This is a genomic window from Bacillus nitratireducens (assembly GCF_036320425.1).
Taxonomy (GTDB): Bacteria; Bacillota; Bacilli; order Bacillales; family Bacillaceae_G; genus Bacillus_A; species Bacillus_A nitratireducens.
The window spans coordinates 1,052,108-1,067,215 of record NZ_JAUMJO010000002.1; the positions used below are offsets into that span (position 1 = coordinate 1,052,108).

Here is a 15,108-nt window from a genome sequence, read left to right on the forward strand (position 1 = left end):
TCTCGTATTCTGCTGTTTCCCTCCTTTTCATAACCTCGGACACTTCATTAATTTATATATGCAATATGTGTGCCAATATTGATAGTGTGATTTTTAAGGAGATTTTTATGGCAAGAGTAGAGATTTTGGTTTTTATTGTCCTTTTTTGGCGATATAATAGAACCAATTTAAATATAGGCAGGTGTCTTAATGTTAAAATCCTCACTTACACTTATAGCTGGAAGCTCAAAAACAACGCAAGCCTTACAGGAGCAACTAGAACAATTGCTTGGAGACTATGTTTATATTAAAAGCCATGCTGCGGATGAGGGAATACCGCAGTCTCTTGAAGATACAATTATTTTGTATTCATCAGCTTCTGTTTATGATCAAACAAAAGGTATGTATAGCGTGAATGCTGAGAAAATAATTGTGGGAAAGAGAACAGTTCATCATGAATACATTGATAAACTTTTAAGAATACCTGAAGATTCATCAGTTCTAGTGGTGAATGATAATGATGATGCAACAATAAATCTTATTGAATCCTTATATCAACTTGGTATAAATCATATTCAATTTATCCCTTTTCGGAAGGGGGTATTGTTTTATGATGATGTTCGAATTGCTGTTTCGCCAGGAGAAACACATCTGTGCCCTTCTTACATAAAAGAAGTAATTGATATAGGTGTACGTCTTTTTGATATGACAACAATTCTGGAAGTTGTAGAATGTTGTGGTTTGAATAAGGATATATCCTCGAAGATTTCAGAAAGGTATATTAGCAATATCATTGAATTACAACGTAAGTTATTACATGCAGAGCGGGATGCTAAGCAGATGAGTGAGCACATCCAAAATGTGTTAGGAACTGTCGATGATGGAATATTAGTCGTTAACCAGGAAGGGCGGATTACGGTATTCAATGAACGTCTTACGGCATTGTTTCATATTGTGGCGCAAGATGTGGTTAATGAGTATGTAGAACATGTGATGAGTCGTCGGGATATTACCGATTTCATCATGAATGGAAAGGATGAAAGCAAGTTCTTCGACATAGATGGCGTGGATATCGTAATTTTTCGTTTGCAAATGATGCAAGAAAATACAATTGTCGCAACTTTTAAGAGTGTACATCAAGCCTTTGAAATTGAAAAAACAGCGCAAAGAGAAATGCGTAATAAAGGATTTCATACAAAATACGGATTTGAGGATATTATCGGCGAACATATTGTAATGAAAGAGCGTAAGCGAATCGCCAAGAAACTTGCCTTATCGGAACATCCGATTTTAATTCAGGGTGAAACAGGAACAGGAAAAGAACTGTTTGCCCATGCTATTCATGAGCATTCATTGCGAAAAAACGGACCGTTTCTGGCTGTAAATTGTAGCGCATTAACAGAGAGCCTGCTTGAAAGTGAATTGTTTGGTTACGAAGAAGGGACATTTACAGGAGCACAAAAGGGGGGTAAGAAAGGTCTGTTTGAATTAGCGGATAACGGAACTATCTTTTTGGATGAAATCGGGGACATGAGTCTTACTGTTCAATCACATCTGCTGCGCGTTCTGCAGGAGGGAGAAATCCGCAGAATCGGTGGTGTAAGAATTATACCTGTCAATGTTCGAGTGATTACCGCAACAAATAAAGATCTTCAAGGAAAGATAAGGGCCGGTTCATTCAAAGTCGATTTATTTTACCGGTTGAATGTACTTAATCTCTGCATTCCACCACTCATTGAGAGAAGAGCGGATATACCAATTTTGATTAAGCATTTCATCACAAAGAGCGGGAAATGGGTAAAGATAGAACAAGATGTGCTGGAGTATTTTATGCAATATGAATGGCCTGGAAATATACGAGAATTAAAAAGCACAATTGATTATATGCTGACAATTTGTGAGGGAAATGTCGTGACGAAAGGAGATCTTCCGTCCATGCTGGGACAAGAGGGGGGCAGCGTGAAATCCGAATATCCCGTATGTGGAAGTATACTGGAAATGAAGGAGCATGTTTTTATCTTGGAAGTAATCAAGCAATGTAACGAAAAAGGAAAGGCGGCAAGCAGAGATCAACTTTCAAGTAAAAGCAAAGAATCAGACTTTGCTTTATCCCCACAGCAAATCCGTCGCCGCCTGGATATTTTAGAAAGTGAAGGATTTGTCGTAAAAGGCAGAGGGCGGGCCGGTACAAAGATCACTGATGCCGGAATAGAGTATTTGTATTTTCTTAAATCAAAGTCTGCTGTGTATTGCTAAAGAAATCATTCCTATATTTTGATTGTGAATGGAAATGATATAATTAGCCATTACTTAACAGGATAATACTAATATTTGAATTTTTTATAGCCGGATAACAAAAAAGCGCTATTCTTTCTGTAGAATCATAGGAAAGGATGGCGGTTTTTTAGGTACTGGTAAAAGAAGATAATGAAGAGTAAAAAGAATGAGTCATTCCTAATGGAATGACTGTTTATGCGGTAAGACCAAAGAGAATATTAATCAGTTGTATCTGCATTTGGACAGATATTTTCCCGTGGAAAGTCTGTCCTTTTCTAATCATATGCATAGCTTCTATTTCAGCAAATGTTTTTGGTTGCTGTGTGAAAAAATTTGAACATTAGTATATATTAGAACCGTTTTTTAATAAATCGATGGTCTTGTTCGACAATGTTGTTTAGATCTTTCATCTGTAGTAACTTGATTCCTGTAGGCTTAATGGCAGGGCTCTTGCTCTAGACCGCAAAGTAAATGTAGAGAAATAATAAAATACTCCTTATTAGTTTATTTTTCTTAGTTTTCTTCGATTTATTGCCCTATATAAAGAACCTTTAAATATTCCGGTTGCTGAGACTATCTCTTTAACAGAATATTCTTTACTGTCATACATCCGAAGTACAACAGTGAGCTTTTCTTTATCTAGTTTGGGTCTACCTAATGTTTTTCCATGCTTTTTACGTGCCTCAAGTCCTTCTTTTACTCTCTCAGCAATAAGATTTCTTTCTAATTCAGCAATTATGCACATCATTTGGAACATCGCTTTGCCTGTAGAGGTTCTTGTATCCATATTTTCCTTTAAAGAAATGAATTGCATTCCGGTCTCTTCCAACTGTTGAATAATGTTGAGGATATCTAATGTTTTACGTCCTAAACGGGAGATACTCTCCACTACAACTGTATCGCCATTCCTGAGCATATCAAAAAGTTGATGAAGACCTTTTCGATCTTTAATAGTACCAGTAAACTTCTCTTTTACTATTTTTTCACAACCGTATTCAGAAAGAGTACTAATTTGACGATCTAAGTTTTGGTCAATAGTAGAAACACGGGCATAACCAATAATCATATGTAACCTCCAGTAAACTTGTATATTTTCATATTACTAGAGGTAACTTTGTTATAAAGGTGTTTGGTAATCATGTTGAGTAAAAAAAGTTCTTTAATTTAGTCTATGTGTGCTCGAATGTAATTAAATGATCGTTTAAACACGTTATTCAAGAAAAGGGCCAGTTTGTGGAATAACACAGTAGAAAATGATTTAAACTTTCTATAAACAACAGTTGGATCTTATCGCCAGCTTTATGCGTCCTGCTAATAATTTGTTGAAACAAGCTGCAAATACTTAATAAATTCTTTTTCTGCATAGCTTAAATATTGGTTTTTTAATCGAATCCATCCAAATGGAATTGTCGTAATGCCACAATCTGTTAGTGGAATAAGAACGATGTCCCCATTCTTTACGTAGATATCATTTTTTAATGCTAAATCAACAATAAAAGCTATCGCTATTCCCTCAATAACTGCTCTTTTAACCGCCTCTATATTGTTGGATGTAAATAAAACATCCATTTCCCCATGCTCATGAAAAAAATGATCAATAAAATATTTCATATTCACACCGTTGTACATAGCTAGGGGGTGCATTGAGACTTCTTTTGGAGTTAACGCGTGATTTAAAGATAAAGGGGAATTTTTATTGACACATACATTTATTTTACCGTCCACTAACGTACCAAATTTGATATCATTTGATTTTTGTATATGTTCGTTAATGAATGTTAAACCAATATCGATCCTATTTTTTCGCAGATTCTCAATAATTTCATCGGCTGGTTTTTCTGTTATTTCCAGTTCAATACCGGGATAATCTTTTTTAAAAAGTGGTATGGCTTTTAACAAAATGGTCATTAACATACTCGGACTAGCTGAGATTCTTAATTTCCCATTGATACTGGTCGTTTGTATTTTAGCCTCTTCTTTTAACTGTTGGAGCTTTGATACAATTTCATACGCTATTTTTACAATTTTTTCACCATCATCTGTGAGTATGGTTCCTAATCTTGAACGTTCAAATAGTTTCACACCTAACTCTTTTTCTAAATTACTAATGGATCTGCTAATACCAGACTGAGAAATTCTCAGGTTTTCAGAAGCAATGGAGAAAGATTTCATTTTTGCAACTTCTACAACATGTTCTAACTGCTCAATATTCATTGTGGCTCCTTTGTATGATTTTTAATCAAGTATATATGACATAATGATATTTTACATGCAAAAAAAACAATTGTAAAATAAATTTGAAGAAATAATATTTTCTGACAATTAATAAGGAGGGGATCTTTTATGAGTTCGAATTCGATTTTAGATGGAATAAGAGTTTTAGATGTATCATCTGTATTAGCTGCACCACTTGCCTCTAATCTGTTAGGTGATTTCGGAGCAGAAGTGATTAAAATTGAGCAACCTGAAAAGGGAGATGCCAGCCGTAACTGGGGAAGTAACACATGGAAGGTAACAAATCGAAATAAAAAATGTATTACATTAGATTTGCATAAGGAAGAAGCTGTTGAAGTTTTTTATCAACTTGTAGAAAAATCAGATGTAGTTATAACGAATTTTAGACCTGAAACGTTGAGAAAGTGGCGAATAGATTATGAGGACTTAGTTAAAGTAAAACCAAATATTGTAATGCTGCATTTTTCTGCATATGGAAGAAATGGTCCATTAGCAGAAAATCCCGGTTTTGCACGAGTGGCTGAGGGTTTTTCAGGATTAATGAACATTACTGGTCATCCTAATGAAAAGCCTATCCCTTCCGGTTTCGCAATTGCTGATGGTCTCGGAGGAGTATATGCTGCATTTTCCACCATGCTTGCACTATATCACTTTAAACAGACAGGAGAAGGTCAATTAATTGATTTATCCTTGTATGAACCACTATTTAGAGTAATGGAAGATTTTATTGTTGACTATGATACCAAAGGAAAAGTAAGAGAAAGAGTTGGAACCCATAATCCTGGTGTTGCCCCGAATGATTTATATCTTACAAAAGATAATCGTTGGATTATTATTCCAGCATCTACAGACAACATGTTCAAACGTCTTATGAACGCGATTGGTCATCCCGAGCTTGTTGATGATAAAAGATTTCTTACAAATGAATTAAGGGTCAAGCATAGAGAAGATCTGGATAAATATTTAAAAGACTTCTTTTCCAGTCATGTGTATGAAGAATTAGTAGTTATTTTAACTACCTTTAAAGTAGCACATGGGTCCGTTTATTCCGTAGTGGATATTATTAAAGATCCACAATATATAGTAAGGGAAAACTTACTATCCATTTTTGATGACCAACTCAAAAAAAACGTAACCGTACAAGGTATCGTACCCAAAATGTCTAAAACACCAGGTACAGTTAAGTGGCTATGTCCGGAAGTAGGGGCACACAACTATGAAATTTATGAACAACTATTAGGTTTGGATCAAAACAAACTTAGTGAGTTAAAAAATGCTAATATCATTTAAAACGAATATACTTCCCGTAAAAAAATGTAAAGGCTTACATGTATAGGGAGATGAATAATGTATCAGTTAAATATGATAGCGAGAAAAACTATATGAATTGATATTTAAGCGCTTTACTTCGGTTATTTGTGTTAATCCATGAGCAAGATCTTTATTTAGTGTTTATTGTTAGAAGGTAAGGAGGATCGATTCAATCACCATTTTTTAAGAAGAGGGCGTGAATAAATGCAAAATAATTTAACCGACCGTAAGCGTAAATCTATTGTTATTAGTCTCTTATTTATAGGAATGACAGTAAGTTACATTGACAAAGCGGCGATAAACGTAGCTATCATCCCGATTCAGAAAGACCTGCAGCTTAATTCTTTTGAATCAGGCTTGATCATAAGTATTTTCTTTTTCAGCTACGCCCTTATGCACCCATTAGGAGGATGGCTTACAGATAAATATGGATCACGTAAAATTTTAGTACTTTCCATCTTAGCTTTTTCGATTTTTACTTCTCTTACGAGTTTTGCTTGGTCATTTGCATCACTACTTTTGTTTCGTTTCCTGTTTGGTATTGGGGAAGGAAGTGTTTTTCCTGCCAGTTTAAGATCTATTTCCGAAAACTTTCCCGAAAACGAAAGGGGTAGAGCAAGTTCCTTCTTTCTATCTGCACAAACGTTCGGTGGTGCGCTAGGCTCAATAACAATAGGGGTTATGGTGGTTTCCCTTGGGTGGAGATGGATGTTTGTCAGCATTGGTATTATAGGTGTTTTGATAGCATGGGCATTTTGGGTTTATCTAAAATCTCCGGAAGATATACAAATAAATAAAGAGAAGCAAAATCAAAAAAAAGTTCCTTATAAAAAGTTATTTGAAACAAAAAATTTTTGGAAGATATTTTTCACTAAATTTTTTTCAAATATAGTGAACTGGGGTATTATTTCCTGGATGCCTACTTATTGGGTAAGTAAGGGTTTAGATTTATTGTCAGCAAGTGCCTTGATGGCCATACCGTATCTTGCCTCCTTTCTTATGTTTAATGTAAGCGGCTGGATTTTAGATAAATATATGAGTGGAAGAGAAAAATACTTGGCAGTGGCAGGATCAATTTCATCTGCCATCCTTCTTTATTTGATGTTTAATGCAACGTCTGTTTCACATGGAATTGTTTATTTGACCTTAAATTCTATTTCAATTGCTTTTATTGGAACATCACTATACACAATTACCATTAAATACTCAGCAAAGGAATTAACTGGTTCTGTTACAGGGTTTATTAGTTTTGGCGCACAAATTGCCGGGGGTATCTCTCCAGCCGTAATTGGGTTCGTTCTTACTGTGTTTAACGGTTCTTACAATGTTGCTTCCTGGTTTTTAATTTCTGCTTCATTGGCAGGGGCAATTGTGGCTCTAACGATTAAAAACAACGTCAAAGAAGCAAAAGAAAATGTGTTTATAGAGCAATCTTTTTAACTAAAATAAAAAAGCAGGAGGGATTGTCATGCAGTCCATTACAAAGAATGAAATGAAAGTTTTTCCACCTCGTCCAGAAGATATTGTTACGAAGGATAATTGGTTTACTTCTCAAAAAAATTTGCAGCAGTATTGTCATAGCGGTGAACTAAGCGCTAGCCGTATCATATGGAGAGGAAACCAAAAGTCCACCCAATTATCATATACTAAAGATCAGTTAGATTTAGAAAAAATAAACGATAATAATGGTGAAAGTGTTTTAGCCTATCTTGAAAGAACTAATACGGATGCTTTTTTAGTGATGCATAAAGGGAAAGTCATGTATGAGAACTATTTTAACGGTTATAAATCTTATGAACTACATGCAATGAACTCTGCTACAAAATCTTTTGTAGGTTTGATTGTTAGTTTGCTTGCTGATGAAGGATTGCTAGATGTAAATAAAAAAGCTTCCTTCTATGTACCTGAATTAAAAGGAACAGGACTTGGTGAAGGGACTGTTCAGCAATTGCTTGATATGCAGGTTCCTGTGAAATATATGGAAGCCGATACACCATGGGGAATAGGCCGGGGTACACCCATTTTTATTGCATCAGGTTCAATGCCAAAACCTGATAACTACACTGGACCGGAAAACCTTTATGAATTTATGCTGTCGAGTAAAATAGATAAAATACCTGGTACTGCATTTTATTATGAAAATGGACAAACAGAAACATTGGGATGGATTGTCAAACGCTTGGTTGGAAAAAATATGGCGGAATTAATTCAAGAAAAAATCTGGTCTAAACTGGGGGCAGAAGAAAACGCAGAGATGCAAGTAGATTTAATCGGTACGGATATTTCCAATTGCGGAATGCGGGCTACATTGCGTGACTTGGCACGATTTGGTGAAATGATGCTTAATGATGGTTACTACAATGGCCAACAAATTATTCCGGAACATATAATAAAGGACATTAAAAAAGGTGGTAACCGAAAATATCTTGCAGAAAGTATTACTCATAGTCATCTTGCAGAATTCTCTTACCTTAATCAATGGTGGATTAGCCATGATCAATATGGCGGATATTCAGCCCGTGGGCGTTTTGACCAGCAAATATACATTGCACCTAAAGCTGATATAGTAATTGTAAAACTATCTTCTCATCTGCCGCGTGCAAAGGAAACTATTGCTTTTCAAACGATAATAAAGTATGTACTAAAGCAATAAAACCAATAGAAGTTGAGAGTGATGGCTTTTAAGATTATCGAATGTTTTCCGCTAAATACTGTGGTGATACCATCTCCATCAAGCCTAAGAAAAAAATGACCTTCAAAAGAGAAAGTGAAATGATTTACATAGACAACTGAAGAAAGGTAAATTTCACTTTTGGAATGATTAAATATCTTAGCTTGATGGGTATGGGGGATTTTTCTCTTAAGTTGATGTGCATGGGATATTGTCCCATGCACATCAACAAAACAATATCTATTAGATGGATCGTATAAGATGACAAGCGCTTAGAAAGTAAAAAAATCATTTATAATTTTAGGAACTGTCAGAGGATTTTTTCCTATACTCTGTTTTTAGTGGAGTAGACGGAAAACAGAAACTTACTAAAGTAAGAAAAAATCTTTATCCTTGTATTCACCATATAACATAAACTTTCACAGAATACGAGACTCTCACAAAAACGCTACAGGAAGGGGGATTACCATTTATGGAAGGTTTAAATAAAATGAAAGTAGTAACAGAAGAAAGTGTAAAATATGCACAACAACATTTAGCTAATGAAAGAACTTATTTAGCTTGGATACGGACTGCTGTATCTATTGTAGGAGTAGGTTTTTTGACAACTTCTTTGCATTTTACTATTAAAATTAGTTCAAATCAGTATATTAATAATGTAGCAACATTCCTAGGCATTTTTGCATGTATTGTAGGTTTTATAATAGGAGTATTGGCAACCCTTCAATATTCAAAGAAAAGGAAAGAAATTCAAAATGGTATATTTATTCCTTCTAACCACTGTATTTTCTTTATAACTTCCCTATTCTCCTTCTTAATTTTCATTATTTTTATGTATCTTTCTTTCTTATTATTTATGTAGTCTGGTTAATATTTTTAAAATAAACCAATTTATTAATCCTCGAAAGATTTTTGCGAATTTCTGCCATATTATAAAAGGATCACTATTTTGTTATTTACGCAAAATAAGTATTATTAATGGCTCAATTAAAAGGATTATACAAATTAGCATGACTAATATGTATGATTCTTTTAAAGAAACCGCCTCAATTGTAAAAGATTAAATGGATGTTGAAATCCGGTTCACACTTATGAAGTTACCCATTTAACAGAATACTATAATCACGAAAATTTTTAGACCAAAAACGGCAAAAAACCTGTCATTAAAATAAACTAAGGAAATATGATTACACTCATCTTGATCCGCTTATATCAGTAGGTCATCTGACGGGATATTAGCTGGTTTTATCTCTAATCGAAATGATGGAAACTATGACACTTTCAACTTAATAGGTATTCGCTGATCCATATCGGGTTCAAAAGTTCCATATAGATTGACGTGATGATAAAATAAAGCTGTCAATCCCCTAACATTAGAATAATCACTATTTTGAGTGTAATCTTTTGAATAGAGGATGAAAACTCTACTTTTCGGTCTAGAGCAGCAACCCTGTCACTAAGTCCTGTAGGTAGGTTTCTTGCTTTTGGTGATTGTTTTATGGCTTTTGGATAGGCTGTTTTTTTATCAACTGTAAGGACACGAGGTTTTGAGGTATGACAAGAAGCTACAGCCCTTTTGAAGAAACGTTTAGCTGATTTCGCTTTTCTATTTTTACTTAAATAAAATCAACAGTGTTTCCTCTAGAATCCACAATTCGATACAAGTATATTCATTTTTCTTTAACTTTGATATATGTTTCATAGAAACGCGTTCGTCATTATTTGTTTTCTTCAAATGATGACGAACGCGTTTATTTAGCTTCGATCCATTTCTACCAATCTCGATAACTTAGTACCAGAGATAACATCTAACTGGTAATAGAATAATCTCCTGTTCATAATGCTTCTATTTAAAATCCACAGTGATAGGAGCATTAATGTTAGGGATGCAAAAATTTCACGTACCTTAATTATTATTAAAATGACAAATTTAAAAATATAGGAATTTTAAGTGGTTCAATTGTCTTTATTACCCATATTGGACAAAGAAACGAAGAAGAAGGTATAAAAGGAAGTAGTTAGCACCTTAAAAGAGGACCGCACTTTAAAAACACGTACCGAGCGTGGAGTAGAGCAGCAAGAAGGAATCAATAATCAGTTTGTTTCCTGAGTTGCGTAATCCAAGGAATACAAATAAGTGGACGGTGCATGAGGTCGAAAGGGTGCTTGATAACTTATTAGATGAGGACGAGCTCAAAATTATTGAGTGTAAATTGCTGACGAATGAGAGAGTTAGAGATTCAGATTCTTCTCAAAGTAAAATATCCTATGTAACAACAAGTGAGGACTAGGTGTAACTCGCTAATCATGGTATTGGTATATTGCTGGTTCTTGTTGTATTAGCATATGTGATAGAGAGGATAGATAAAAGTGATTATGAGGGATGGATAGAGAACAGCGCGCACGAATATGAACGAAAGAAAATCTTAGCAATGACACGTAATTTAAAAGCTAGGGGAGTATACAATAGTGTGGCAGTCATCAAGAGGTATCTTTAACTTCTAGAAAAAAGATAAATAAAAAGCCCCGTCAAGGGTTACAGGGCATCAGTAAGGTTTTGGGTTAAGGGAACACATGACCTTGTACCAATATAATATCAAAATTTTTTTATGAAAAATCAAAGTGATTTTGACAATTTTAAGAACATATAAAAGCTCTAACGGAGATGAAAGGATATTGAATAGGGTATTAATAGAGTCAATCGGTTAACGGGTTCTGTTGCAAAGTTTTCTAAATGAGGCTACATTCTAGAAAAAAGAGTATAGAGAATCACAAATGCAAGAGCTGTTTATTTGTATAAACTTTCTGCTAAGATCATCAAAAATCACGATGTCACCAGTATGGAAGATTTACAAATCAATAATATGCTCAAAAATAGAAAGCTTGCAAAAGCAATCAACGAAGTATCGTGGTCACAGTTTAGAAGTATGTTGAACTACAAAGGGAAATGGTACAGGAAGCAAGTTATTGTTGTATCAAAGACGTTAAAAATCTAAATCGTCGTGAGTGGGATTGCACTTCTTGTGCTACACATTAAGTGTTATTCGAAAAGTCATAGGAAAGATTGGTAACCTTGAAAAGAAAGGCAAAACACTTGAAGCTGCGGCTAAATAAAAGTAAGATATTCACGAAAGATCCCAGACCAAATACTGATACAAGTAGAAAACAAACAAATATCTTACTACACTATATACGTCTCCCATATCCACCCCATAATAATAAAGATTTTGTGTATTTAAGGGTCATAAAACATTTAAAGTCGAGAGACATGTATGATGAGCCATATATAATAATTAAATATGTTATGAAACCTATATCTAAAAAGGAGTGATTTTAATATGTACAAACTTAAAACAAAAGAAACTAACAATAGTGTAATTGAATTTATTGAAAGTGTTGAAAATCTTAAAAAACGAGAAAACGCATATCAATTATTAGATATATTTACTGAAACAACAGGCTATACAGCAAAAATGTGGGGACCAAGCATTATAGGATTTGGTACGTACCATTATAAATATGCATCCGGTCATGAGGGAGATGCTCCATTAGTAGGATTTTCCCCGAGAAAAGCTAAAATTAGTCTATATTTTGCTACTGGTGACCCTAAGCGAGAAGAACTATTAAAAAACTTTGGAAAGTATACCTCTGGAAAATCGTGTATTTATATTAATAAAATAGCAGATATTGATAGTAATGTTCTAAAAGCGCTAATTAAACAATCTATAAGTTTTTTGAAAGAAACGTATCCAAATCATTAATAAAATTTATAGGTGAAATTAAAAAATAAAATAGGAAGGAGCTCTTTTAGATTTCTATATACTGTCCTTAAAAATTCATGTTTTATATCTAGCAATTATAAAACATAAACATCCCCAAACTATTTATTTCGTTTTGGGGATTATTCATTGTCTTAGCTTGATGGGGATGTGGCGGTAGCCCATTACCTACAAATACAAAATTCATAATAGAATTTCAATGTTAAGGCTATCTCTGCATTTTATCTTTATATCAGCATACTATTATCTTTATATAACTATGTTGCATTTAGTGGTGACAGAAATAGTGAAAGATTTCTAATTGGTTAACATATAAAATGAACTATTTCTTCATAAAAATAAAATGAATCGTGGGGAAGATGAAATATGCAAAGAACAATTTTAATTGTAGAAGATGAAGATATTTTACGTGAAATTATGAAGGATTACCTACTAAACGAAGGGTATAACGTTTTAGAGGCGATTGATGGGAAAGAAGCGTTATCTATATTTGAAGAACATGAGGTACATTTAATTATTTTAGACATTATGTTACCGGAATTAGATGGTTGGTCGGTTTGCCGGCGAATTCGGAAGAAATCTAATGTACCTATTATTATGCTAACGGCTCGGGTGGATGAGGATGATACCTTACTCGGATTTGAACTGGGAGCGGATGATTATGTTACCAAGCCATATAGTCCTCCTATTTTATTGGCAAGGGCAAAACGATTAATTGAAAGCCGATATTCTTCCACTGTTAATGTATCTACTGCAGACACATTAACTAGTAGTGGTATCCATGTACATTTCCCTTCTCGTACAGTAACTGTAGATGGGGAAGACATAAGTATGACACATACAGAATTTGAAATATTAACGTATTTCATGCAAAATCAAGGGATTGTAATTTCGAGAGAACAACTAATCACTAAAATTTGGGGTTATGAATTCGCTGGGGATGATCGTACTGTTAATAGTCATATTCGTAATTTGCGTCATAAATTAGGGCAAAAAGCGACTTGTATTGTAACCGTTGTGCGAACTGGTTATAAATTTGAGGGACAGGTATGAAAAAAGGAATTGTATTAAAACTATTTATATTAACAACGGCATTATGCACACTTATTTTAGTGACTATTTTTATTGGACAAACCATATTTTTTAAGCAATATTATTCGAATCGAAAAGTTAATGATATTAAAACGAATATTCAATCCTTTGAAAAGGCATATATAAAAGCTGGAGATGACGCGAAAAGGATTCAAGAGTTGGAACAAAATTTCTACCAAGATAATGCGACATGGATTACAACGTTAGATAGTGTAGGAAATATAAAATATGCAAATGATTTTTCTTTAGAAATTCAGTTAGATCCTAACGAAAATAAGACCTTTTCTGAACGTTTAATTCAGATACCGTTGTATAGTTTTATTAATTTAGAAGATATACAAAGGATAAAATATAGTTTAGAACAGGGGAATCATATTATTATCGACGGAGTACAGAAGGGGGATATAGTGGTCCCTGCGATGTTAACAATAAAAGAGAAGAATGTTGGGCTGGAGAACAAGCAACTATCAGAAATGTTATATGGACAAAAAAACGCATCTTCAAAAGAAAGTTCGCAATTATATTTAGCAGGAAGCATTAAGAACGTGCAGTTACCGGAGGGTACTGTAGGAACTAACTCTATTTATGGAAATCGTGTGTTAATAGATAGAATAAAACAATTTCAGGTTGATTTAATATTAAATCAAAAATCAAGTAATATTACTTCTACAGAAATAGTCGATTATGAAGAAAATGATATTAAATATAAACTATTAATCAAACCAACAAAAGATGCAGATGGTAAGGTAAATTACATATTTGCTATGACATCATTGCAACCAGTTGATGAAGCTGTGCAAATGATAAAGGATTATTATGTATATTTAATTCTATTTGTATTGATTCTAATCGTGTTGATATCGTTCTATTACTCAAAGAAAATTGCCAAACCACTATTACAAATAAATGATACTACAAAAAAAATCGCAGGCTTAGATTTCTCAGAGATGATACCTATTACTACAAAGGATGAAATAGGTGATTTATCACAAAATATTAATACACTTTCTAAAGCGTTGCATTCGTATATTCATCAATTGCAGCAAGATATAGAGAAAGAAAAGCAATTAGAAAATACACGTAAAGAATTTATTGCGGGTGTTTCACATGAGTTAAAAACACCTTTAAGTATTATGAAGAGCTGTATTTCAATTTTGGAGGATGGTGTTGCTAGTAATAAAAAGGATTATTACTTTAAAGCAATGTCAAAAGAAGTAGATAAAATGGATATGCTCATTATTGATATGCTGGAGTTAGCAAAATTCGAATCTGGTACGTATAAAATGGAAATGGATGTTTTCCATATTGACGAGATGATTGATTATATATGTGAGCAATTAACCTCGGATATAACAGCTAAGCAATTACATGTGCATAAACAACTTTCTAAAATTGAAGTTGTTGCAAATCCACATCGAATAGAACAGGTGGTTACTAACTTTATTACAAATGCGATTCGTTATACACCAGAACATGAGAATATTATTATTTCTACAATAGAAGAGAATGAACGTGTAAAAGTATGTGTAGAAAATAAAGGAGCACATATTGAACTAGAACATTTAGAGAAAATATGGGATCGTTTTTATCGAGGAGATACGTCTCGTCAACGCTCCAAAGGTGGAACAGGATTGGGTCTTGCTATTTCAAAAAATATATTAGAACTGCATGGCGTGGAATATGGTGTTTTGAATACAGAAGATGGAGTATTATTTTTCTTCTATTTAAATAAAAACGTGTAGAATTTTCGTTCTACACGTTTTT

Annotated in this window: 10 protein-coding genes and 3 pseudogenes; 9 read left to right on the top strand and 4 right to left on the bottom strand. The window is 33.7% G+C overall.

What is annotated here, in order from left to right:
* Window positions 1-189: 189 nt before the first annotated feature.
* Window positions 190-2,235: a sigma 54-interacting transcriptional regulator gene (locus tag Q3V31_RS11635; protein ID WP_071734959.1), complete on the top strand. Its 2,046-nt coding sequence runs from the start codon at window positions 190-192 to the stop codon at window positions 2,233-2,235.
* Window positions 2,236-2,449: 214 nt separating this feature from the next.
* On the opposite strand, the pseudogene Q3V31_RS11640 reads toward Q3V31_RS11635, so the two are convergent.
* The 3 genes and pseudogenes from Q3V31_RS11640 to Q3V31_RS11650 all read right to left on the bottom strand — a co-directional run.
* Window positions 2,450-2,690 (bottom strand): annotated as a pseudogene (locus Q3V31_RS11640) (DDE-type integrase/transposase/recombinase); the annotation flags it as partial.
* Between the two features lie 65 nt (window positions 2,691-2,755).
* On the bottom strand, window positions 2,756-3,322 hold the full coding sequence (locus Q3V31_RS11645; protein ID WP_090814381.1) for a recombinase family protein: 567 nt from the start codon (window positions 3,320-3,322) through the stop codon (window positions 2,756-2,758).
* A gap of 245 nt (window positions 3,323-3,567) precedes the next feature.
* Window positions 3,568-4,470, bottom strand: a complete 903-nt coding sequence (locus Q3V31_RS11650) for a LysR family transcriptional regulator (RefSeq protein ID WP_090814382.1) — start codon at window positions 4,468-4,470, stop codon at window positions 3,568-3,570.
* Between the two features lie 129 nt (window positions 4,471-4,599).
* On the opposite strand from Q3V31_RS11650, the gene Q3V31_RS11655 reads away from it, so the two are divergent.
* The 4 genes from Q3V31_RS11655 to Q3V31_RS11670 all read left to right on the top strand — a co-directional run bounded on the left by Q3V31_RS11655 (window position 4,600) and on the right by Q3V31_RS11670 (window position 9,335).
* Complete coding sequence (locus tag Q3V31_RS11655) at window positions 4,600-5,781, top strand: CaiB/BaiF CoA transferase family protein (protein ID WP_061675786.1); 1,182 nt, start codon at window positions 4,600-4,602, stop codon at window positions 5,779-5,781.
* 225 nt (window positions 5,782-6,006) lie between these two features.
* Window positions 6,007-7,242: an MFS transporter gene (locus tag Q3V31_RS11660; RefSeq protein WP_071734956.1), complete on the top strand. Its 1,236-nt coding sequence runs from the start codon at window positions 6,007-6,009 to the stop codon at window positions 7,240-7,242.
* 28 nt (window positions 7,243-7,270) lie between these two features.
* Entirely contained in the window at window positions 7,271-8,455 is a 1,185-nt protein-coding gene (locus Q3V31_RS11665) for a serine hydrolase domain-containing protein (protein ID WP_090814383.1), read from the top strand.
* A 490-nt stretch (window positions 8,456-8,945) separates the two neighbouring features.
* Window positions 8,946-9,335, top strand: a complete 390-nt coding sequence (locus Q3V31_RS11670) for a YidH family protein (RefSeq protein ID WP_061675783.1) — start codon at window positions 8,946-8,948, stop codon at window positions 9,333-9,335.
* A gap of 587 nt (window positions 9,336-9,922) precedes the next feature.
* On the opposite strand, the pseudogene Q3V31_RS11675 reads toward Q3V31_RS11670, so the two are convergent.
* Window positions 9,923-10,232: pseudogene (locus Q3V31_RS11675) on the bottom strand (DDE-type integrase/transposase/recombinase); the annotation flags it as partial.
* A gap of 1,009 nt (window positions 10,233-11,241) precedes the next feature.
* Between Q3V31_RS11675 and Q3V31_RS11680 the strand changes: the two are divergent.
* The 4 genes and pseudogenes from Q3V31_RS11680 to Q3V31_RS11695 all read left to right on the top strand — a co-directional run.
* A pseudogene (locus Q3V31_RS11680) lies at window positions 11,242-11,507 on the top strand (IS200/IS605 family accessory protein TnpB-related protein); the annotation flags it as partial.
* A gap of 304 nt (window positions 11,508-11,811) precedes the next feature.
* A complete protein-coding gene (locus tag Q3V31_RS11685; protein WP_016129842.1) occupies window positions 11,812-12,234 on the top strand; it encodes a DUF1801 domain-containing protein in 423 nt (140 codons plus the stop codon).
* A 384-nt stretch (window positions 12,235-12,618) separates the two neighbouring features.
* Window positions 12,619-13,305 carry a response regulator transcription factor gene (locus tag Q3V31_RS11690; RefSeq protein ID WP_016129841.1) on the top strand — a complete coding sequence of 229 codons (687 nt, stop codon included), beginning with the start codon at window positions 12,619-12,621 and terminating at the stop codon, window positions 13,303-13,305.
* Window positions 13,302-15,086: a sensor histidine kinase gene (locus tag Q3V31_RS11695; protein ID WP_329765160.1), complete on the top strand. Its 1,785-nt coding sequence runs from the start codon at window positions 13,302-13,304 to the stop codon at window positions 15,084-15,086. The genes Q3V31_RS11690 and Q3V31_RS11695 overlap by 4 nt, the downstream gene beginning before the upstream one ends.
* The last annotated feature ends 22 nt before the right edge of the window (window positions 15,087-15,108 follow it).